The following is a 19,926-nucleotide window of genomic DNA, read 5'->3' on the forward strand; positions in this document are numbered from 1 at the left end:
TACGAATTACACACTCAGGATTTAACTGCTTGCGATTATTTGCCCAACTTAGCTGGTATTTCCGCCGGGAGTGGCGCCGTTACCTCGGCGCTATTGCTCTGCTGATTATTATTGCCATCCTGCAACTGGTGCCACCGAAAGTGGTGGGCATCGTGGTTGACGGCGTAACAAAACAACATTACACCGCGGAAAAGGTGTGGATGTGGATTGGCCTGCTGGTCGTTATTGCGGTGATGGTCTATCTGCTGCGCTACGTCTGGCGCGTGCTGTTGTTCGGCGCATCGTATCAGCTGGCCGTCGAGCTACGTGAGGATTTCTACCGCCAGCTCAGCCGCCAGCATCCGGCCTTTTACCTGCGCCACCGTACCGGCGATCTCATCGCTCGCGCAACCAACGACGTGGATCGGGTGGTGTTCGCCGCCGGTGAGGGGGTGCTGACGCTGGTGGATTCACTGGTGATGGGCTGCGCGGTGCTGATTGTGATGTCGACGCAAATCAGCTGGCAGCTCACTCTGCTGGCGCTGCTGCCGATGCCGCTGATGGCGCTGGCGATTAAGCGTAACGGCGATGCATTACACGAGCGTTTTCGCGTCGCTCAGGCGGCCTTCTCCAGCCTCAATGACCGCACCCAGGAGAGCCTGACCAGCATTCGCATGATCAAAGCTTTTGGTCTTGAAGACCGACAGTCGGCGCAGTTTGCTGCCGACGCTGCGGATACCGGGGCGAAAAATATGCGCGTGGCGCGCATTGATGCTCGCTTCGATCCGACGATTTATATCGCTATCGGGACCGCTAACCTGCTGGCTATCGGCGGCGGCAGCTGGATGGTGATCCAGGGCAGCCTGACCCTGGGTCAGCTCACCAGCTTTGTGATGTACCTCGGCCTGATGATCTGGCCAATGCTGGCTCTGGCATGGATGTTTAACATCGTGGAGCGCGGTAGCGCGGCCTACGCGCGCATTCGCACCATGCTGGAGGAGGCGCCGGTAGTGAACGACGGCAGCGAGCCGACGCCGGAAGGGCGCGGTACGCTTAGCGTCGCCGTGCGCGAGTTTATCTATCCGCAGGCGAACAAGGCCTCGCTGGAAAAAGTTAACTTTACGCTCCAGCCCGGGCAAATGCTGGGAATTTGCGGCCCAACCGGCTCCGGTAAGAGCACGATTCTGGCACTGATTCAGCGTCATTTTGACGTTACCGATGGCAATATCCGCTTTCATGACGTTCCCCTGACCCGACTGCAGCTGGATAGCTGGCGCGCCAGGCTGGCGGTAGTCAATCAGACGCCGTTCCTGTTCTCCGATACCGTCGCCAGCAATATTGCTCTCGGTAAACCGGACGCCACGCAGGAGCAAATCGAACGCGTTGCCCGGCTCGCCAGCGTGCATGAGGATATCCTGCGCCTGCCGCAGGGGTATAACACCGAAGTCGGCGAGCGCGGCGTTATGCTTTCCGGGGGGCAAAAACAGCGTATTTCCATCGCCCGCGCGCTGCTGCTGGAGGCGGAGATCCTGATCCTGGATGATGCGCTGTCGGCGGTGGATGGTCGAACGGAGCATCAGATATTGCACAACCTTCGCCAGTGGGGTGAGGGGCGGACGGTAATTATCAGCGCTCATCGCCTGTCGGCGTTGACCGAGGCCAGCGAAATTCTGGTAATGCAGCATGGGCATGTTGCCCAGCGCGGTCGTCATGAGGCGCTGGCGACGCAGCCGGGCTGGTATCGCGATATGTACCGTTATCAGCAGCTGGAAGCGGCGCTGGATGATGTTCCGCTGGAAGATGAGGAGGTCGCCGGTGCGTAGTTTTACTGAACTCTGGCCGACATTAAAGCGCCTGCTGGCCTACGGCTCTCCGTGGCGTAAACCGTTAACGATAGCGGTTGCTATCATGTGGGTCGCGGCGGTGGCGGAGGTGAGCGGCCCGCTGCTGATCAGCTACTTTATCGACAATATGGTAGCGAAGAACTCGCTGCCGTTGAAGCTGGTCTGCGGCCTGGCCGCAGCCTACATCGGCCTGCAACTCCTCGCCGCGGGTCTGCATTACTGCCAGGCGCTGCTGTTTAACCGCGCGGCGGTGGGCGTGGTGCAACAGCTGCGCAGCGACGTCATGGACGCCGCCCTGCGTCAGCCGCTCAGCGAGTTTGATACCCAGCCGGTCGGGCAGCTCATCTCGCGGGTGACCAACGATACCGAAGTGATTCGCGATCTCTATGTGACCGTCGTGGCTACCGTCCTGCGTAGCGCGGCTTTGATTGGCGCGATGCTGGTGGCGATGTTCAGCCTTGACTGGCGAATGGCGCTGGTGGCTATTGCTATTTTCCCGGCAGTACTGATCGTGATGATGATTTATCAACGCTACAGTACGCCCATCGTCAGGCGGGTTCGCGCGTGGCTGGCGGATATCAACGACGGTTTTAATGAAGTGATTAACGGAATGGGCGTTATTCAGCAGTTCCGTCAGCAGGCGCGGTTCGGCGAACGGATGCGCGAGGCCAGCTACGCGCACTATCTGGCGCGTATGCAAACTCTGCGCCTTGATGGTTTCCTGCTGCGCCCGCTGCTGAGCCTGTTCTCTTCATTAATACTCTGTGGTCTGTTGATGCTGTTTGGTTTCAGCAGCAGCGGAACGATTGAGGTTGGGGTTCTGTACGCTTTTATTAGCTATCTTGGACGACTAAACGAGCCGCTGATCGAACTGACGACCCAGCAATCAATGCTGCAGCAGGCGGTCGTCGCGGGCGAGCGCGTTTTCGAACTGATGGACAAACCGCGTCAGGCGTGGGGCGACGATAGCGAACCGTTGCGCAGCGGCTCGATTACTATCGAGCATCTCTCTTTTGCCTACCGTGACGATAGCCTGGTGTTGCAGGATATCAATCTCGACATACCGTCGCGCAGCTTTGTGGCGCTGGTCGGCCATACCGGGAGCGGTAAAAGCACCCTGGCCAGCCTGATGATGGGCTACTACCCGTTAACTCAGGGAGAGATTCGCATCGATGGTCGTCCGCTGTCGTCCTTAAGCCACAGCGCGCTGCGTCAGGGGATTGCGATGGTGCAGCAGGATCCGGTGGTGCTGGCTGACACCTTCTATGCCAACGTTACCCTCGGTCGAGACATCAGCGAAGAGCAGGTCTGGGAGGCGCTGGAGGCGGTACAGCTGGCGGAGCTGGCCCGTGAAATGGAAAACGGTATTTATACTCAGTTGGGCGAGCAGGGGAACAATCTCTCCGTTGGGCAGAAACAGCTGCTTGCGCTGGCGCGGGTGCTTGTCGATACGCCGCAGGTGCTGATACTTGATGAGGCGACGGCTAATATTGATTCTGGCACCGAACAGGCGATTCAGCAGGCGCTTGTACGGGTGCGCGAGCATACGACGCTGGTGGTCATTGCGCACCGCTTATCGACTATCGTTGAGGCTGACACGATCCTGGTGCTGCATCGGGGGCAGGCCGTCGAGCGCGGCAACCATCAGCAGCTGCTGGCGGCCAAAGGCCGCTACTGGCAGATGTATCAGCTGCAGCTGGCGGGTGAAGAACTGGCCGCCAGCTCGCAGGAAGAGTCGCTTATCGCCTGATGCACCATAAACAGGCAGCTTCTGCTTTGCGGTTTCCGGTGGTGCAAAAACGTCACAGAATGCGCACTGAAATGGTGCATTTTAAGGCTAAAGCGGCTTTTTTCCGCTTCGTTTCCGCCTGATTCTTCTTTTTCCTCCTCAAAAAGGGCCGCCTGGCGGCCCTTTTTCATTTCTGGCATAGCCCTTGCTTTATTAGATTCGTGTTAGCTGCGGCCATTACCGAATTCTGACTGGAGGGGACTTATGAAGCTGGTTACCGTGGTAATCAAACCATTCAAACTGGAAGACGTGCGTGAAGCATTATCTTCAATGGGGATTCAGGGCCTGACGGTCACTGAGGTTAAAGGGTTCGGCCGTCAGAAAGGCCACGCGGAGCTCTATCGCGGCGCCGAATATAGCGTCAATTTTCTGCCGAAAGTGAAGATTGACGTCGCGATTGCCGACGATCAGCTGGATGAAGTCGTCGATGTCATCAGTAAAGCGGCTTACACCGGAAAGATTGGCGACGGCAAAATTTTTGTCGCCGAGCTGCAGCGCGTCATTCGCATCCGTACCGGCGAATCTGACGAAGCGGCACTGTAACTTTCAGACCACACAGTGATGGGGAACGAAACAATGAAGATAGCAACAATGAAGACAGGTCTGGGAGCGCTGGCTCTTCTTCCGGGGCTGGCGATGGCCGCACCGGCGGTAGCGGATAAAGCCGACAACGCCTTTATGATGATTTGCACCGCGCTGGTGCTGTTTATGACCATTCCGGGCATCGCGCTGTTCTACGGCGGGCTAATCCGCGGTAAAAACGTTCTTTCCATGCTGACGCAGGTTATCGTCACCTTTGCACTGGTCTGCGTGCTGTGGGTGGTTTATGGCTACACGCTGGCTTTCGGTACCGGCGGCAGCTTCTTCGGCAACTTCGACTGGGTGCTGCTGAAGAATATTGAGCTGAAAGCGCTGATGGGCAGCTTCTATCAATACATCCACGTTGCCTTCCAGGGCTCGTTTGCCTGTATCACCGTCGGCCTGATCGTCGGCGCGCTGGCGGAACGTATTCGTTTCTCAGCGGTACTGATTTTTGTTGTGGTATGGATGACGCTTTCTTATATCCCGATCGCCCATATGGTATGGGGCGGTGGTCTGCTGGCTACCCACGGCGCGCTTGATTTCGCCGGCGGAACGGTTGTACACATTAACGCCGCGGTTGCCGGGCTGGTGGGCGCTTATATGATGGGTAAACGCGTGGGCTTTGGTAAAGAAGCGTTCAAACCGCATAATCTGCCGATGGTATTCACCGGCACCGCTATCCTCTACGTTGGCTGGTTTGGCTTTAACGCGGGTTCAGCCAGCGCGGCGAACGAAATTGCCGGTCTGGCTTTCGTTAACACCGTGGTTGCCACAGCGGCGGCTATCCTGGCGTGGACCTTCGGCGAGTGGGCAACCCGCGGCAAGCCGTCTCTGCTGGGCGCCTGTTCAGGGGCGATTGCCGGTCTGGTCGGCATCACTCCGGCCTGTGGTTACATCGGCGTCGGCGGGTCTCTGATCGTGGGGATTGCCGCGGGTCTGGCGGGTCTGTGGGGTGTCACCGTACTGAAGCGCTGGCTGCGCGTTGATGACCCGTGCGATGTGTTTGGCGTCCACGGTGTCTGCGGTATCGTCGGATGCATCCTGACCGGTATCTTCGCCGCGACTTCTCTGGGCGGCGTCGGTTATGCGGAAGGCGTGACCATGGGCCACCAGGTTCTGGTACAGCTGGAAAGTATCGGTATCACCATCGTCTGGTCCGGCGTGGTCGCCTTTATTGGTTACAAAGTCGCCGATATGACCGTTGGCCTGCGCGTACCGGAAGATCAAGAGCGTGAAGGTCTGGACGTCAACAGCCACGGCGAAAACGCCTACAACGCCTGATTCATCGTTACCTTGTTAATCGTAAAAGCGGAGCCAGGCTCCGCTTTTTGCATGGTTAGCTAATCGATTGGATCCAGGGCAATAGCGTTGAGACCCAAAGCCAGGAGAGGGGCATGACGATGATCAGACCTGGCAGTAAATTGGCGACCGGGAATGATTTAATACCGCAAATTCTCAAACCCGTCACAAACATAATAAATCCGCCTAACCCGGAGAAATCAGCAACCATATCAGGCGTTAGCATTGGCATTATTGATTGCCCGATTAAGAGCAGAATCATTTGGACGATAAATTGCGGGATCGCGATAGTGGCGACCGAAAGACCAAGCAGGGTGGCAAAAATACCGGCAGTCAGGATATCGAGAAATGATTTAGTTAACAGTATCGATATGTCGCCGGTTATTCCTTCCTGCATAGCGCCAAAGATGCCCGTTCCCGAAGCCACGAAGAGCACCAGAATTCCAACGAATTTGTCGAGATACTCCTCTTGCGATAACGTGCTGCCGCTTTTCTGTGGGGCAATTTTATCAATGATAAAACGTAGTTTTGATGCGCCACGGCCAATGTTTCTCTCGATAGAAAATATTTCACCGATAATTGCGCCGAAGAGTAACTAGGCGACAACAACGGGTAGTGCATGTAATTTGATAATAACCGTAATCCCCATTCCCATGGAGGCTGCGCCAAAAGTCAGAGGCAGCGCGGTACGGAATTTATCACTTAATCGATCCCCAATTAAGCCGCCGACGATCCCGCCGATAAGCGTTGAAGTAGAGTTAATGATTGGCCCAATCATTGTTTTTCCTTGTTAGTATTTGCTAAATATCGCTTGCTGTTGTCGGACCGCAAACGCACTCACTTTCCGGCAGGTTTTGCGGATTGCGAACCTGCCAAAAGTGAGCGACTATTTTTTGAAGCCGGGAATAAAGCGATTGACATCCACTTCAAGGAATTTGCTGCGCTGAAAATTCTCTTTCAGGTTCCAGGGAACGGTACAGTCAAAAATTGTTTTACAGGCGATTCCGTGGCCGAGTATTGACGGGCTGAATGCTGGGTCGGATGAAGGATCGAGCGGGTGACAGCGTACTCCGGGAATAAAAATAGTACTGACATCCCCCTGGTAACGCGTTGTCATTGCCCACATCACATCGTTAATATCAAATACATCCACATCCTCATCAACCAACATGACATGCTTCAATTCTGAGAAAGCTGAAAATGCGAGAAGTGCGGCTTGACGCTGCCTGCCCTCATCTGCTGGTCCGCGTTTTTTTACCTGTAAAACGGCGAGATACTTGCCCGTGCCCGGCGAGGGGCAATGAACGTTCTGCACGAAGCCGGGCAGTGCCTTTTCAACCATTTGTAAAATACTGGCTTCCGTTGGGATACCGGCCAGATTGGTGTGCTCATCGCTTGGCCCGATGCAGGTTTGCAGGATTGGATGACGGCGATGAGTAATGGCTTTGACTTTGATGACCGGCACCTGCGCCTGGGCGCTGCCGGTATAGCCAGGAAACTCTGGCATGGCTTTACCTGTATCAGTGTTCTGATCTTCACGGACCCTTACGTCAGGCAAGAGCTCGCCTTCGATGACGACTTCGGCATTAGCGATAGCCAGTGCATTCACGCTGACACAATCGGTGAGTTCTACTGCCTGGTTGCGCAAGATACCGGCAATTGATAGCTCGTCAAAACCTAAAGGCGTTGTCGGGGGCTCGAAGCAGGCACCGATTTCAATTGCCGGATCGACGCCAATACTAATGGAGATAGGCAGGGCTTTTCCGGCGGCTTCCGCTTTCTGGCGAAAAGTATCAAGGTGGCGTCCCGGAACGAAATACATTGAGATTTCATCTTTGCTCTGGACGCACAAGCGATGGATCGTGACGTCATGCTCGCCAGTTTCTGGATCGGCGGCGTAGCACATGCCCAGCGTAAAGTACGGGCCAGCATCTTCCGGGGTATTAGTTGGCGCGGGCAAGATTTTCAGGATATCAAAGTCAGGATCGGTCGCCAGGTGGATAACTTCCTGACATACGGCCTGGTCGCGTGGAATAACAATCGGCGCAATAGGATTGGCGACGGAATCTTTAAGCATAAAAGCCAGGTTTTCAGGCGTGGTGCCAAAAAGGCGGGCGACGCGCTTGCGCGAGCAAAGCAAGCCGATCAAGACTTTGACATCATCGTATCCTTTGACTTTGTTAAAAATCATGGCCGGGCCAACTCGTGTGGGGCGCTGAACGGTGCCATGTGCGCCGACGTAGCGATATACGCCAGATAATTCTGCGATTGGATCAACGGGTTCATCGGTATAGATCAGTTCATCATCGTAGTGGCTTAATACAGCCAATGCGGAACGCAGATCGGTCACTTTTTGCTGTTCCTTAACCATTAAATTCTCCTTTAAGTATTACTAAACGATGATAGCGGCGGCTATATAGCGCCGACCCTGATTTTTAATCATCGTGACAGGCTTAATTTTCGATAAATAGAAATAAGAGTCCAATAACATTACCTATTGTTTTAATAAGGACCTATTATTAGTGACTTCAAGGAGGACGCTATGGATTATCGGCAACTACATGCCTTTGTGGTTCTGGCTGAAGAGCTGCATTTTGGGCAGGCGGCGTTGAGGCTGAACGTGACGCAGCCTGCGCTCACGCAGCAGATTAAAAACTTTGAGAACGCGCTCGGCATAATGCTGTTTGTTCGCGATCGGCGTCATGTTTCACTGACCGCGGAGGGACTATTTTTGCTTGACGAAGCGCGGATTATTCTGGGCCACTGCGACAGGTTTCTTGAAAGTGTAAACAGTTTGCGTCGCGGGCATCAAGGGCAGTTAAAAGTGGGTTATGTTGGCTCATCTATTCTCGATCCGGCATTAACTTTGTTAATAAAAAATTACCGATATAAGAAACCCGAGACCGATCTGATAATTGAAGAACATAACGCACATGATTTATTAACATTATTATTGGATAAACGGTTGGATATTGCTTTTGTTCGCTCACCGATACCGCAATATGAACAGCTGGAATATATGAATATCGCTACTCGTTCACTTATTGCCGTCTTGCCGCGTAATCATGAACTGGGCAATCGCCGAAAAATTTCTCTGGCATCGCTGCGCGAAGAGCAATTTTTTGTGCAAAAGGATCCCTACGGCGTAGGGCTAGGCTGGTCGGCGGTTAGCGCCTGCCGGGAGGCCGGGTTCACTCCTCAGAAAATTCAGTATACGCGTGATGTTTCGGTAGCTATCGGTTTAGTGTCAATGGGCATGGGCGTTGCGCTGGTGCCTGAAACGCAGAGCTCTGTACTCATGCCGGACGTGAGCTACTGTCTGCTGGAAGAAGCGTATGCAACAACCACCTTAACCTTGTGCTGGCGGCGGCATACTCAAAATAACCTTTTACGCGGATTTATAAACTATACCCGGGACCTTACCGGCCGCCAGCAGTACCAGTCAGCGCAATGTACGGCGGACCAGTAAGCTGGCGGTTTACGCTAAGCCTGGCGCTTACCGGCGGAAGCGCCTATTTTGCTGGGAAAAGGCTTCGGTTACGCATGACACCTTCCTGTACTGTCGACGCCACCAGCGTACCGTCCTGCGTATAGAACTCGCCGCGGACAAAACCGCGCGCGCTGGAGGCGGAGGTGCTTTCTACGCTGTAAAGCAACCAGTCGTTGATGTTGAACGGGCGATGGAACCACATTGAGTGATCGATGGTGGCCACCTGCATTCCCGGTTCCAGAAAACCGACGCCGTGCGGCTGCAGCGCAACGGGCAGGAAATTGAAGTCAGAAGCGTAGCCCAGTAGAGACTGATGGATGCGCAGATCTTCCGGTACAGCGCCGTTGGCGCGGATCCAGACCTGACGCGTCGGTTCTGCAACGTGACCTTTCAGCGGGTTGTGGAATTCAACCGGGCGAATCTCCAGCGGCTTATCGCAAAGAAATTTCTCTTTGACCTGCGGCGGCAGCAGATGGGCCAGCTTGCGGGCGATGTCCGTTTCAGAGGGCAGCGCATCCGGCGCGGGGGCTGCTGGCATGGTTTTCTGATGTTCGTAGCCGGGTTCTGGCGCCTGAAATGAGGCGGTCATGTAGAAAATCGGCTTCCCGTTCTGAATCGCCGCCACCCGGCGGGCGCTGAAGCTATTGCCGTCACGCAGGACTTCAACATCATAGATGATGGGTTTCTGGCTGTCGCCGGGACGCAGGAAGTAGCTGTGAAACGAATGGATCAGGCGTTCTGCGGGGACGGTCTCCTTTGCCGCATATAGTGCCTGACCGACCACCTGGCCGCCAAAGACCTGACGTAATCCCAGATCCTCGCTCTGCCCGCGGAACAATCCCTCTTCGATTTTTTCCAGATTTAACAATGCCAGCAGATTGGTTAATGCCTGACTCATAATTACCCTCAATCAATGATGACTGCCTTGCGCAGCGCGTTATTGAGGCAAAGTATAACCTGGAATCGTAAGTGGTCCGATGGGTGCAATAAACTGAATAGGGACGTTTTTTCCGACGTAAATCTCCCAGGCTGCGGGATTGTTAGTTATGGATGGTTGCAACTATTCATCGCCTGTTGGTTTCAGAACCCCGCGCGAGCTTTCGTGGCGGTCAACCCGTAAACGGGGAAGAGGCGCCATCTTCACTCTTGTGAGCCGAGGCTACGCGCCAGACGAGATGATTCATTTGCTTTTAGCTGCTTCCGGCAGGTGGTAATAACCCCTGTTTCCGGCCGACAGAGGATCCCCAGATAGCGGCATTATGCTCACCGTATCACTTTTGCTGCCGGGACGTTGCAGGCAGTAATAATCTGAATATGGCGCTTTTCCGGGCGAAAATTGAGAACTGTGCCACACTTATTCATGGTGAAAATGTTTCGCCGCATTGCATTGCGGTCGAACATGCTCAAAGGGATGAAAGGAGAAAAGAATGAAATTTGCCTATATGTTAAGTGCTATAGCCGTAGCGGCTACGTTGTCTGCCTGTGCGAATAATCACAACAGCAATGCAGCGAACCAGGCGGCGCCCGATCCTTATGGCATTGCTTCACTAAGCTCCTCGCAGCAGCAGCCTAACGTATCCGGGACTATCAATATTCGCCAGCGCGTGGCGTTACCGCCGGACGCAGTATTGACCGTAACTCTGTCGGATGCGTCGCTGGCCGATGCGCCGGCGCATGTGCTGGCGCAAAAAGCGGTCAGGACCGAAGGGAAGCAGGCGCCGTTTAATTTTGTTCTGCCCTATAACCAGGCGCAAATCCAGCCTAATGCCCGCATTCTTCTCAGCGCGGCGATTACCGTTAACGGTCAGCTGATGTTCATTACCGATACCGTACAGACGGTGATTAACCAGGGCGGCAACCGTGCCGATCTGGTGCTGGTGCCGGTCCAACAAACGGCGGTACCGGTGGCGAACAACAACGTTCCGCCCGTGCAGTAACTCCACATCATGCCCCTTCCCAGGGGCATTTTTTTGTCTTCAATAAATCCAGCGGTAGTGCTGTAGATCAATATGCCCACTGCCTGACACCTGGACTCCCTCCGCTAATAGCGCCTGGCGTTGACGCTGCAGGTCCGGCCCGGTGAGAGAGATATCGCCGTGACGGTTGACCACCCTATGCCAGGGGAGAGTGGAACCTTCCGGTAGACGTTTTAATACCCCACCAACCTGACGCGCCGCGCGCGGTGAACCCGCCAGCTGAGCAACGTCGCCGTAGGTCGCCACGCATCCTTCTGGTATTGAGGCGACAATTTGCCAGACGCGCTGCGGAAAAGTATCGTGAGAATCCATGGAAGGTCCTGTTGCCGGTAAAAGTTCAGAATAAGCGTTACATCATGGGCTGTACAGCGGGTGGATTAAGCCGGGTTGACTACGGTGAATTCCAGCGTCAGACCCAGCACCTGCATACCATGAACATTTTCATGCGGCGTATGGTTAGCAGGGCTTCAAGAAACTTCGGGCGTTCAGACTGGGCGTTAATCATCAGTTTGGCGCGCATGGCCGGGAGCTTAAGGGTTTATATCGGATACACCACGAGACCGCTGGCTTCGATGGGAAGTTTACGTAATTCAGCGTGCTGAAGGACGTCAACGGTTGAGTAAAGCAGCGCAACCGGGGGGACGGCCAGCAGCTGATTAGCGCTAATCGTGACAAAATCAATGAGCAGTCCCGGACGCAAAAAATGTAAACCGTGGAAGGGCACAGACACTTCAGGAATGGGCGGCATTGTCAGGGTGGTGATGAACGCGGTGATTCACTCATTCATATTCCGTTGAGATAGTGCCTTGATGATAAAAGGGGCGGTGAATAATCCACATTATGGCTGCCGGAAGGGGTTTTTGCTGAGAGTATGCTCGCAATCTCTTGAGGGGCGCGGGATCATTTATCGTGAAAAGCCTGTGGAGACGCGACTTTGCGCAATAAACCAGCACCCGATCGGCGGTGGCTTGCAATTCAAGGATTCAGCAGGGATAATGCGCCAGCGCGTTAGGTAACTAGCGCTCTCAATGGGGGCTCTGTTGGTTCTCCCGCAACGCTACTCTGTTTACCAGGTCAGGTCCGGAAGGAAGCAGCCAGAGCAGACGACGTGTGTGCCGGGATGTAGCTGGCAGGGCCCCCACCCATTTCAGCGTGTCCCTGGCGCGATTCGCACAAATCAGCTGCTTCATATCCCCTTCATGGTTAATATCCTTAATTAAAGTGTGAATTTATTTCGTTTCTAAAACTCCATTTTTTTATGCTAAAAATTCACTACGTCATAAATTTGAAATTTAAGTGAAATATTATTGTCATCTTAATGTCATATATCAGGTGCAGATTACTGATGGGAAACTGTTGTTAGATATAAGCCAAAAATATATCTCTGGATCAGCATGTTAAGTTCGTGTATTAGTTATATGATGATTATATTTCACGGGAAGCGTGACTATGACTACTGTGGTTCTGAACGTCAAAATTGATAGTGAGTTAAAAGAAAAGCTGCGTCAGTATGCGGAAGAAAATAACGAAAATTTAGGAACAGCTACGGAGAAACTGCTGCTGCTGGCCTTCCAGGTAGCGGAATCAGCAGACGAGGCGGGGGTTTCGGAAGAAGATATTGATAGCCAGCACACCGAAGAGGAAGCATCTCCATTAACCCCTAAAGAAATCAAAGCATTACGTAAACTCCTGAAGAAGAAAAAATGAAACAACAACTCTCTACAGCCAGCAACTATAGCGAAGCGTGCGCCATGCTGCGTTCCGGCTATGTGAAGCATGTACGCCTGAACTGGAATATCGGTAGTGATGAGTTCTTTCGCATTGCCTCCGACTGGTGTGATACGGGCGCAAAAATTAAAAAAGACGAAGACGGTTTTATTATTTCCCTTAAAGGTTTTCCGATTCCGCGACAGCATTAATGAAAATATTTCATTTTTGTCATCGGACTGACACGACACGAAGACAAACTTGAAGCGCAATTTTATAAAAACATCTCATATGCATCACGGATGATGGCTTTTGACGGGCTGGCTCCAGCCCGTCGATATTTTATTAAATAATTTTCCGTGGGCGGAAGCTCTCTTTCTGCTCCGTAAGACTATGCCATAACGGCTGCAATATATTAAAAGCGTGACGTAGTTCATCATCCGCAAGCGTAAACGGTAAGCGTAAATAGCGGTCAAAGGCGCCCGCCAGGCCAAATCGCGTTCCTGTTCCGATGTGAATTCCCCGGCTTTCCGCGCGAACGGAAAACAGCGTTGCCAGCATCCCGGGTAACTCAACCCAAAAAGAGAGTCCTCCTTCCGGCGGCGTGAAGCGCCAGTGGGGAAAATACTCCGCCATCAGCGCGCCGCACATATCCCGACGGGTTGCCAGCATGGCGCGCCGCGACGGCAACAGCATTTTCTCATTCTCCAGCAGCCAACAGCAGGCCAGCTGCTCCAGCAGCGGGGAGCCGAGATCGAGGGAGTCCCGCGCCTGAACCAGAGATGCAATGGTGCGCGAGGATGCGCGGATCCAACCTATGCGCAAACCGCCCCAGAAGCTTTTTCCCGCAGAGCCGATGGTTATCACCGGAGCATCAGGGTTATACGATGCTAAAGGTGGTGGCGGCGGGGCGTCGTACCATAGGTCGACCATCGTTTCATCTACTACCAGCGTGGTGCGGGTTTGCGCGGCGATGTCTGCTACCCGCTGGCGCGTGGGGCTATCCATACAGCGACCGGTAGGGTTATGAAAGTCCGGCATCAGCCATGCCAGCCGCGGCGCCGTTTGGGCAATTGTCGCCGCTAAACCGTCGCAGTCCCATCCCTGCTGCGGTAACGCCACGCTGACCGGGCGGCATGATGCTCCCTGAATCGCGCTAATCGCCATAGGATAAGTCGGCGCATCCACCACCACCCGATCGCCGGGCCCGGTAAATAAGCGCAAAACCAATGCCAGACCGCTAAGTGCCCCGTTAACAATCATTACTTCATCGCTTCGGGTTGGCAGGCCGCGTTCGCTATAGCGGTGGGCGATCGCTTCACGCAGAAGCGGCAGACCCTGCTGATCGTAACCGGTATTGGCTAAGTGCTGCGGCATGATTTTCAGGGCCTGGCTGAAAGCCTGATGAATTTCAGGCCCGGCGCTGAGCGCGGCGACGGCCAGATTGACCGACGGCGAGTCCGGTTTATTGGTCTTGATCTCCACCGTCCGCTCCGGCAAAGCGATCCGCGAACCGCTTCCCTGACGGCTGTAGAGATAGCCTTCTTCCCGTAGCTGTCCAAGCGCGCTGGCAACCGTAGTACGGCTGATATTCAGCGCCGCCGCCAGCTCCCGTTCGCCGGGCAAACGGGTTTCCAGCGCAAGGCGGCCATCGAGAATCAGCAGGCGCAGCGCTTCCGCCAGCTGACGCCAGAGCGGCATGCGGGAACCGGATTCCTGCCAGTGACCGAGCAGGCGCACCAGCGATTGTGAACCAAAGCGACGAGATGACATAGCAATCCACTTTTTTAAAACTGGCCATTAATTATCAATCCATTTTTACTGATGATGAGGGGAATCGCAATTGTCCTGAGGTGGAAAATGGTACGTCGCTTGCTGCAACTTTATATTGGTCTGGTCCTGTACGGCGTGTCGACCGCGCTGTTTGTTCATGCCAATCTGGGGGCCGATCCGTGGGATGTTTTTCATCTGGGGATCGGCAACCAGTTCAATCTTGATTTCGGAACGGTGATGATTCTGACGGGCGCGGCGGTGCTGCTGCTGTGGATCCCGCTACGACAAATGCCGGGGCTGGGCACGGTAAGCAATGTGATTGTGCTGGGCCTGGCGGCAAACGCCACTCTGGCTATCCTGCCGCCGTTAGAATCGCTGGTGGCGCGTAGCCTGCTGTTGGCCGGGGCTATCGTACTGAATGCGCTGGCGACGGGAATGTATATTGGCGCAGGTTTCGGCCCTGGTCCGCGCGATGGGCTGATGACCGGACTGCATGCACGTACCGGATGGTCGCTGCGCGGCATTCGCACGGCGATTGAACTTTCCGTTCTGCTGATTGGCTGGATGATGGGCGGCAAATTTGGCGTGGGAACCGTACTCTATGCGATAACCATTGGGCCGTTGATTCAGCTCTGCCTGCCGTGGTTTCATCAGTCGGCTGCACGTAAGGCGCTGGCGAAACCGGGCGAGGCCATCTCCTGATATTAAGCCTGCTATCCGCGCTGGAGACTAAACTTATCACTGCAGATACGGCCGGATTGTCCGGCGGTACTGTTCACTTCGGAGAGCATACTCATGAAGTACGTTGATGGTTTTGTTGTTGCCGTACCGGCGGAAAATAAGGAGGCATACCGTGCGATGGCGGCAAAGGCGCTGCCGCTATTTAAAGAGTTTGGCGCCATACGCGTGGTCGAGTGCTGGGCGGATGATGTCCCGGATGGCAAGCTGACCGATTTTCGTCTGGCGGTAAAAGCTGAAGATAATGAGGAGGTGGTATTCAGCTGGATTGAATACCCCTCTAAAGAGGCGCGCGATGCCGCCAACGCTAAAATGATGGCTGACCCGCGGATGAAAGAGTTTGGCGAAAATATGCCATTTGATGGAAAACGAATGATATACGGCGGGTTTTCCCCGCTCCTCGATGAGTAATTCATCTTTGCCATCCCCATAGTCGGTGGGGATGGCGATAGAAGCCCTACAGATTACGCCAGCCGTGCAGCAGCATATAGCAACCCACCACAATAATCAGCGCACCGGAAATCCACGGCGCTTTCCGTGAGAGATCGTTTAGTCCCGGCCAGCGGTTGGCGACGTGCTTCAGGCTCAGGGCGGCAATTGCGCCTGAAGCCACTAAGGTGAGCGCCAGCCCAACGCTAAAACTCAGCACCAGCGTGGCTCCCAGCGAAACCTTTTTCAACTGGAGGCAAATAAGCAATACGGTAATTGATGCCGGGCAGGGGATTAGCCCGCCCGTCAGCCCAAACAAAACGATCTGTCCGGTGGTGACCCGCTGTCCGTTAAAGCGGCGGTTGATCTCCTCCGCATGCGCGCGCTGATGGGCGTCCTGCCACTCTGCGGTGGCCACCAGCGGATGCGCGTGAGGATGGTGTTGATGCGGATGATGGTGTGCATGATGGTGTGCATGATGGTGGTCGTGGTTATGGTTATGGTTATGGTTATGGTTATGATCACGATCGCGTTGGTGTGTACGAGATTCGAGCCAGGTACGCCGCAGCATCCAGCAGGCAATCAGCACAATAAGGATCCCTGAGATCAGCTGAAACCAGGGTTCTGACGTTTGCGCATCCCAACCGCGGCCAAACCACAGGCCTGCCATCGCTACCAGCCAGACCACGGCCGTATGCGATACCGTCGCCGCTAGCCCCAGTAGTACAGCCTGCTTCAACGTTCCGCGCACTGCCACAATAAATGCCGCCATCATGGTTTTCGAGTGTCCGGGCTCCAGACCGTGCAGCGCGCCGAGCAGGATCGCGCTGGGAATGAATAGCCAGGCATTCCCCTGTTGCAGCAGTGAAGTGAAATCGTTCATAACGTGGTCCCTTGCCAAAAGTGATCTCATGCTACTCCCCCCTAGTATATAAATACTACCCCCTGGTAGAAAAATACTCCCGGGGAGTAGAGCATGGTATGCTGGCCTTGTTACATACGGGGGTCGTTAATAGAAACGATCGAGTCATCAAAGAGTGGAGCGCGTAATGTCACATACTGTTCGTCACAAGAAGATGTTATTGACACGACTGAAGAAAATTCAGGGGCAGAGCGCTGCGCTGGAAAAAATGCTCAACCGCGAACATGAATGCGCAGAGGTTCTCCAGCAGCTGGCCGCCATTCGCGGTGCGGTAAACGGCATGATGATGCAGGTTATTCAGGGGCATTTAACGGATCATGTCGTCAAAGAGCCGGAAGAAGGCCAGCGTGAAGCTGACCTTGAAGTGGTCATGCAGGTGATTAAATCTTATCTGAAATAGGCTCAGTAGGTATTTTTCGCAGGCGGCGTTGAATACGCTTTCAGGTTGTTTTCAGCCCACAGGATAAATTTCTCCTTTGGCAGCGCTTTGCTATAAAGCCAACCCTGGGCGTACTGCACGCCGTGAACGCGCAGCCAGTCGCGCTGGCTTTCGGTTTCGACGCCTTCGGCGACGGTCGCCAGATTAAGCGCTTTCGCCATTTCAATAATATGCGGCGTCAGCGGTTTGTACTCCAACGTATCGACAAACGATTTATCGATTTTCAGAGTGTCGACGTCCAGTTTTTGTAAATAGCTCAGGCTGGAGTAGCCGGTGCCGAAGTCATCAATTGATATACGGTGTCCGGCCTGACGATAGCCGGCGATGACGGGCAGAGTGGTTTGCGGGTCAACGAAGCCGCGCTCGGTAATTTCAAGGATGATCTGCTGAGCGCTGATACCCCAGTGCTGGAGCTGCTCCTGCAGGAGTATCGGCAGCGTTGGCGAACGCAAATCATCGACAGATAAATTGATCGAAATATGCACTTCCGGGCGCTGGCGCAGCCAGGTTCCGAGATCGGCGAAAATTTTCCGCACGATATCTTCGGTTAACCGGGTTATCAGCCGGGTCTGTTCGGCAAGCGGGATAAAAATATCCGGCGATAAATAACTACCGTCAGGCTGCCTCCAGCGGGCAAGTGCTTCCGCGCCGGCGATTTTGCCAGTCTGTAGCGAAATAATAGGCTGATAATAGACCTGTATAGCATTGGAGTTCAGCGCGTCCAGCATCCCGTAACGCGGAGAGCGCAGCCTTCGCAGCAGGCGAAGAAGCAGGAATGAGGCCAGCAGGCTGGTGCATAAACCAATCGGCAACCACAGCATTAGCTGTTGATGTAATTTTTGCTGTAGCGGTAATGTTGATGACCAGGCCGCGATCGCCAGCCCTAGTTCAGGGATGCGGCGGAGGCGATAAACGGTGCTATCAAGCGTCAAGGTTTCGACATCCAGACGCTTGATGTGCTCCCAGGCGGCGGCCTCGAGCGGTTTACTGCTGATGATAATTTGATCGCGCTTCGTGCCAAACAAGAGAGTGTGAATCTCTTCCTGGCCTGACGGAATCACATCAATAAATGAAACCGGATCGATCATCACCACATGATGTTCGCTGCCCATTGCCGTCATTTTATGCTGTAGCCCGAGATCGCTAACCGAGGTGAGCCAGGTACGATAGCCGTCGGCAGTAATATGGTCGGGAGCAGGAAACGTTACTGATACCCGATGATCTTCAAGAGAAGAGCATTGCGGAATACCTCCATGTAACCACAACACTTCCTGCACGTAGCGGTGGGTGTAGGCAATCCGCCGCATATTAAGCAGATGCTGCGGACTGCAGGTCGCGGCGGTATCGGCATCCGCTTCGTTCAGCGCCTCTCTTGCCTGATCGGCTACCTGCTGAACGCGAGCCAGTACCCGAACGGAAAAGTTGTCCAGTCCGGTATAAAACTGCGCTTTGGCCTGCTGCATTGCCAACCAAATACTCAGCGCCACCGGCAAAATAATGGCCAGTATCAGTACCCCTGTAACCAGGCTCACCTGATGCCGGGTCGTCATGAGCATTTCCTAAATTTATTAAGGGGTGCGATGAGTATACGCGAAAGATAAAAAGGACGATTAGGTAAACGGGATAAAAAGGCCCGAACCGCGAGAGAGCAGCGAATTCGGGCTAACAGTGGATGATCCGCGACGCCCGAAGCTGTAAACGGCGCGGAGAAAAACGAGGGCTGGTATGCTGGCGGCCAATAAGCATCGCCAGCACAGGTTCATATTCTAAAGCGCAATCATGACAGCCAGATGTTGCGTTTAGTGGGCATCCGGCGCGGCGATGTCGGCGCTAATCCGCAGGTCGTTTTCGTCGAACACCATGCAGTAGCGATCGTCGAAGGCAACGCTGATTTTCTGCCAGGGGCGAAAGTGAACGTCGCCTGGCAGCAGAATTTTGACGTTATCGTGGCCGTAGCACTGGCCAAATAGATAGGTGTTATTACCCAGTCTCTCGACCACTTCACATTGAAACTCAACCACGGTACCGATATTCACATCGGTAGAGAGATGTTCAGGACGAATACCGAGGGTGACGGCAGCGCCGGGCTGCAGCGGTGAGGTGGTGATATTGAGCGTCAGATTATGATCTTGCGCCATCTTCACGCTAAGCTGGCCCGGCTGCCATGCGGTAACCGTCGCGGGAAGGAAGTTCATTTTCGGCGAACCGATAAATCCCGCGACGAATTTATTCACCGGGTTGTAATACAGCGACATCGGCGATCCCATCTGCTCAACTTTGCCGTAGTTCATCACCACGATTTTATCGGCGAGAGTCATCGCTTCAACCTGGTCATGAGTAACATAAACCATGGTCGTTTTGAGCTCGTGATGGAGTTTGGCGATATGCAGGCGCATCTCAACGCGCAGTTCGGCATCGAGGTTAGAAAGGGGTTCATCAAACATAAACACCCGTGGATTACGTACAATAGCGCGGCCGATGGCAACGCGCTGACGTTGACCGCCAGAAAGTTGCTTAGGCTTACGATCCAGCAGATGAGAGAGCTGCAGCGTTTTCGCCACCATTTCAACCTGACGGCGAATTTCATCTTTTGGTACTTTGTTCACTTTCAGGCCATAGCCCATATTTTCCGCCACCGTCATATGCGGATAGAGCGCATAGGACTGGAATACCATAGCGACGCCGCGATGGGCAGGAACGACATCATTCATCACCTCATCGCCAATTAGCACTTCACCTTCGCTGACCTCTTCAAGACCGGCAATCATCCTCAGTAGCGTCGATTTACCGCAGCCGGACGGGCCGACGAACACCGCAAATTCACCATCTTCAATATCAAGATTTACCTGATGCAGCGTCACCGTACTGCCGAACCGTTTGGTGACATTCCTCAGTCGTATATTGGACATCAACACTCCCCGGATTGTTAGCCATTTTTGCCGTTGGGATTTGGGCTGCG

Annotated in this window: 18 protein-coding genes, 1 other RNA gene and 2 pseudogenes; 12 read left to right on the forward strand and 9 right to left on the reverse strand. The window is 54.1% G+C overall.

Features of this window, described 5'->3' with window-relative positions; translation table 11 throughout:
- Positions 1-29 precede the first annotated feature (29 nt).
- The 4 genes from KO1_RS04910 (at position 30) to amtB (ending at position 5,475) form a co-directional block, all read left to right on the forward strand.
- Positions 30-1,802 (forward strand): SmdA family multidrug ABC transporter permease/ATP-binding protein, encoded by a 1,773-nt coding sequence (locus KO1_RS04910; RefSeq protein ID WP_004099569.1) that lies wholly within the window; start codon positions 30-32, stop codon positions 1,800-1,802.
- Positions 1,795-3,573, forward strand: a complete 1,779-nt coding sequence (locus KO1_RS04915; RefSeq protein WP_004099570.1) for a SmdB family multidrug efflux ABC transporter permease/ATP-binding protein — start codon at positions 1,795-1,797, stop codon at positions 3,571-3,573. The genes KO1_RS04910 and KO1_RS04915 overlap by 8 nt, the downstream gene beginning before the upstream one ends.
- Positions 3,574-3,816: 243 nt before the next feature.
- On the forward strand, positions 3,817-4,155 hold the full coding sequence (glnK, locus tag KO1_RS04925) for a P-II family nitrogen regulator (RefSeq protein WP_004099573.1): 339 nt from the start codon (positions 3,817-3,819) through the stop codon (positions 4,153-4,155).
- Positions 4,156-4,188: 33 nt separating this feature from the next.
- Positions 4,189-5,475, forward strand: a complete 1,287-nt coding sequence (amtB, locus tag KO1_RS04930; RefSeq protein ID WP_004099575.1) for an ammonium transporter AmtB — start codon at positions 4,189-4,191, stop codon at positions 5,473-5,475.
- A gap of 55 nt (positions 5,476-5,530) precedes the next feature.
- Here amtB and KO1_RS04935 read toward each other — a convergent pair.
- Positions 5,531-6,271, reverse strand: a pseudogene (locus tag KO1_RS04935) (DUF554 domain-containing protein).
- 108 nt (positions 6,272-6,379) lie between these two features.
- Positions 6,380-7,864 carry a UbiD family decarboxylase gene (locus KO1_RS04940; RefSeq protein WP_024273848.1) on the reverse strand — a complete coding sequence of 495 codons (1,485 nt, stop codon included), beginning with the start codon at positions 7,862-7,864 and terminating at the stop codon, positions 6,380-6,382.
- Positions 7,865-8,035: 171 nt separating this feature from the next.
- On the opposite strand from KO1_RS04940, the gene KO1_RS04945 reads away from it, so the two are divergent.
- Positions 8,036-8,962, forward strand: coding sequence for a LysR substrate-binding domain-containing protein (locus KO1_RS04945; RefSeq protein ID WP_004099580.1), 927 nt, complete (start codon positions 8,036-8,038; stop codon positions 8,960-8,962).
- A 43-nt stretch (positions 8,963-9,005) separates the two neighbouring features.
- Here KO1_RS04945 and tesB read toward each other — a convergent pair whose 3' ends face one another.
- Positions 9,006-9,881 (reverse strand): acyl-CoA thioesterase II, encoded by an 876-nt coding sequence (gene tesB, locus KO1_RS04950; RefSeq protein WP_004099582.1) that lies wholly within the window; start codon positions 9,879-9,881, stop codon positions 9,006-9,008.
- A gap of 529 nt (positions 9,882-10,410) precedes the next feature.
- On the opposite strand from tesB, the gene KO1_RS04955 reads away from it, so the two are divergent.
- A complete protein-coding gene (locus KO1_RS04955) occupies positions 10,411-10,920 on the forward strand; it encodes a YbaY family lipoprotein (protein ID WP_004099583.1) in 510 nt (169 codons plus the stop codon).
- A 39-nt stretch (positions 10,921-10,959) separates the two neighbouring features.
- Here the strand turns inward: KO1_RS04955 and KO1_RS04960 are convergent, their stop codons facing one another.
- Both KO1_RS04960 and KO1_RS04965 read right to left on the reverse strand, forming a co-directional pair.
- The gene (locus KO1_RS04960) at positions 10,960-11,271 is read right to left on the reverse strand and encodes an MGMT family protein (protein ID WP_004099584.1); all 312 of its coding nucleotides are present in this window, start codon (positions 11,269-11,271) and stop codon (positions 10,960-10,962) included.
- 65 nt (positions 11,272-11,336) lie between these two features.
- A pseudogene (locus tag KO1_RS04965) lies at positions 11,337-11,742 on the reverse strand (dTDP-glucose pyrophosphorylase).
- Positions 11,743-11,997: 255 nt separating this feature from the next.
- Between KO1_RS04965 and ffs the strand changes: the two are divergent.
- The 3 genes from ffs to KO1_RS04980 all read left to right on the forward strand — a co-directional run bounded on the left by ffs (position 11,998) and on the right by KO1_RS04980 (position 12,878).
- Positions 11,998-12,094, forward strand: an RNA gene (gene ffs, locus KO1_RS04970) — signal recognition particle sRNA small type.
- Between the two features lie 314 nt (positions 12,095-12,408).
- Positions 12,409-12,666, forward strand: coding sequence for a hypothetical protein (locus KO1_RS04975; RefSeq protein WP_004099591.1), 258 nt, complete (start codon positions 12,409-12,411; stop codon positions 12,664-12,666).
- Positions 12,663-12,878 carry a hypothetical protein gene (locus tag KO1_RS04980; protein WP_004099598.1) on the forward strand — a complete coding sequence of 72 codons (216 nt, stop codon included), beginning with the start codon at positions 12,663-12,665 and terminating at the stop codon, positions 12,876-12,878. Before KO1_RS04975 ends, KO1_RS04980 begins: the two co-directional genes overlap by 4 nt.
- A gap of 133 nt (positions 12,879-13,011) precedes the next feature.
- Here the strand turns inward: KO1_RS04980 and yczR are convergent, their stop codons facing one another.
- Positions 13,012-14,439: a MocR-like transcription factor YczR gene (gene yczR / locus KO1_RS04985; protein WP_023320453.1), complete on the reverse strand. Its 1,428-nt coding sequence runs from the start codon at positions 14,437-14,439 to the stop codon at positions 13,012-13,014.
- 87 nt (positions 14,440-14,526) lie between these two features.
- On the opposite strand from yczR, the gene yczE reads away from it, so the two are divergent.
- Positions 14,527-15,141 (forward strand): membrane protein YczE, encoded by a 615-nt coding sequence (yczE, locus tag KO1_RS04990; RefSeq protein ID WP_004099600.1) that lies wholly within the window; start codon positions 14,527-14,529, stop codon positions 15,139-15,141.
- Positions 15,142-15,234: 93 nt separating this feature from the next.
- Complete coding sequence (locus tag KO1_RS04995; protein ID WP_016808691.1) at positions 15,235-15,588, forward strand: DUF1428 domain-containing protein; 354 nt, start codon at positions 15,235-15,237, stop codon at positions 15,586-15,588.
- Between the two features lie 46 nt (positions 15,589-15,634).
- On the opposite strand, the gene KO1_RS05000 is transcribed toward KO1_RS04995, so the two are convergent.
- Positions 15,635-16,489 carry a nickel/cobalt efflux protein RcnA gene (locus KO1_RS05000; protein WP_024273849.1) on the reverse strand — a complete coding sequence of 285 codons (855 nt, stop codon included), beginning with the start codon at positions 16,487-16,489 and terminating at the stop codon, positions 15,635-15,637.
- A gap of 166 nt (positions 16,490-16,655) precedes the next feature.
- Between KO1_RS05000 and KO1_RS05005 the strand changes: the two genes are divergently transcribed.
- Positions 16,656-16,928: a metal/formaldehyde-sensitive transcriptional repressor gene (locus KO1_RS05005; RefSeq protein WP_004099606.1), complete on the forward strand. Its 273-nt coding sequence runs from the start codon at positions 16,656-16,658 to the stop codon at positions 16,926-16,928.
- A gap of 2 nt (positions 16,929-16,930) precedes the next feature.
- On the opposite strand, the gene pdeB is transcribed toward KO1_RS05005, so the two are convergent.
- Both pdeB and KO1_RS05015 read right to left on the reverse strand, forming a co-directional pair.
- Positions 16,931-18,517, reverse strand: coding sequence for a cyclic di-3',5'-guanosine monophosphate phosphodiesterase PdeB (pdeB, locus tag KO1_RS05010; RefSeq protein WP_023320455.1), 1,587 nt, complete (start codon positions 18,515-18,517; stop codon positions 16,931-16,933).
- 249 nt (positions 18,518-18,766) lie between these two features.
- The gene (locus KO1_RS05015; protein WP_004099610.1) at positions 18,767-19,876 is read right to left on the reverse strand and encodes an ABC transporter ATP-binding protein; all 1,110 of its coding nucleotides are present in this window, start codon (positions 19,874-19,876) and stop codon (positions 18,767-18,769) included.
- Positions 19,877-19,926 lie beyond the last annotated feature (50 nt).

Origin of the sequence: Klebsiella oxytoca NBRC 105695, from assembly GCF_001598695.1 — a bacterium.
Classification (GTDB): domain Bacteria; phylum Pseudomonadota; class Gammaproteobacteria; order Enterobacterales; family Enterobacteriaceae; genus Klebsiella; species Klebsiella oxytoca.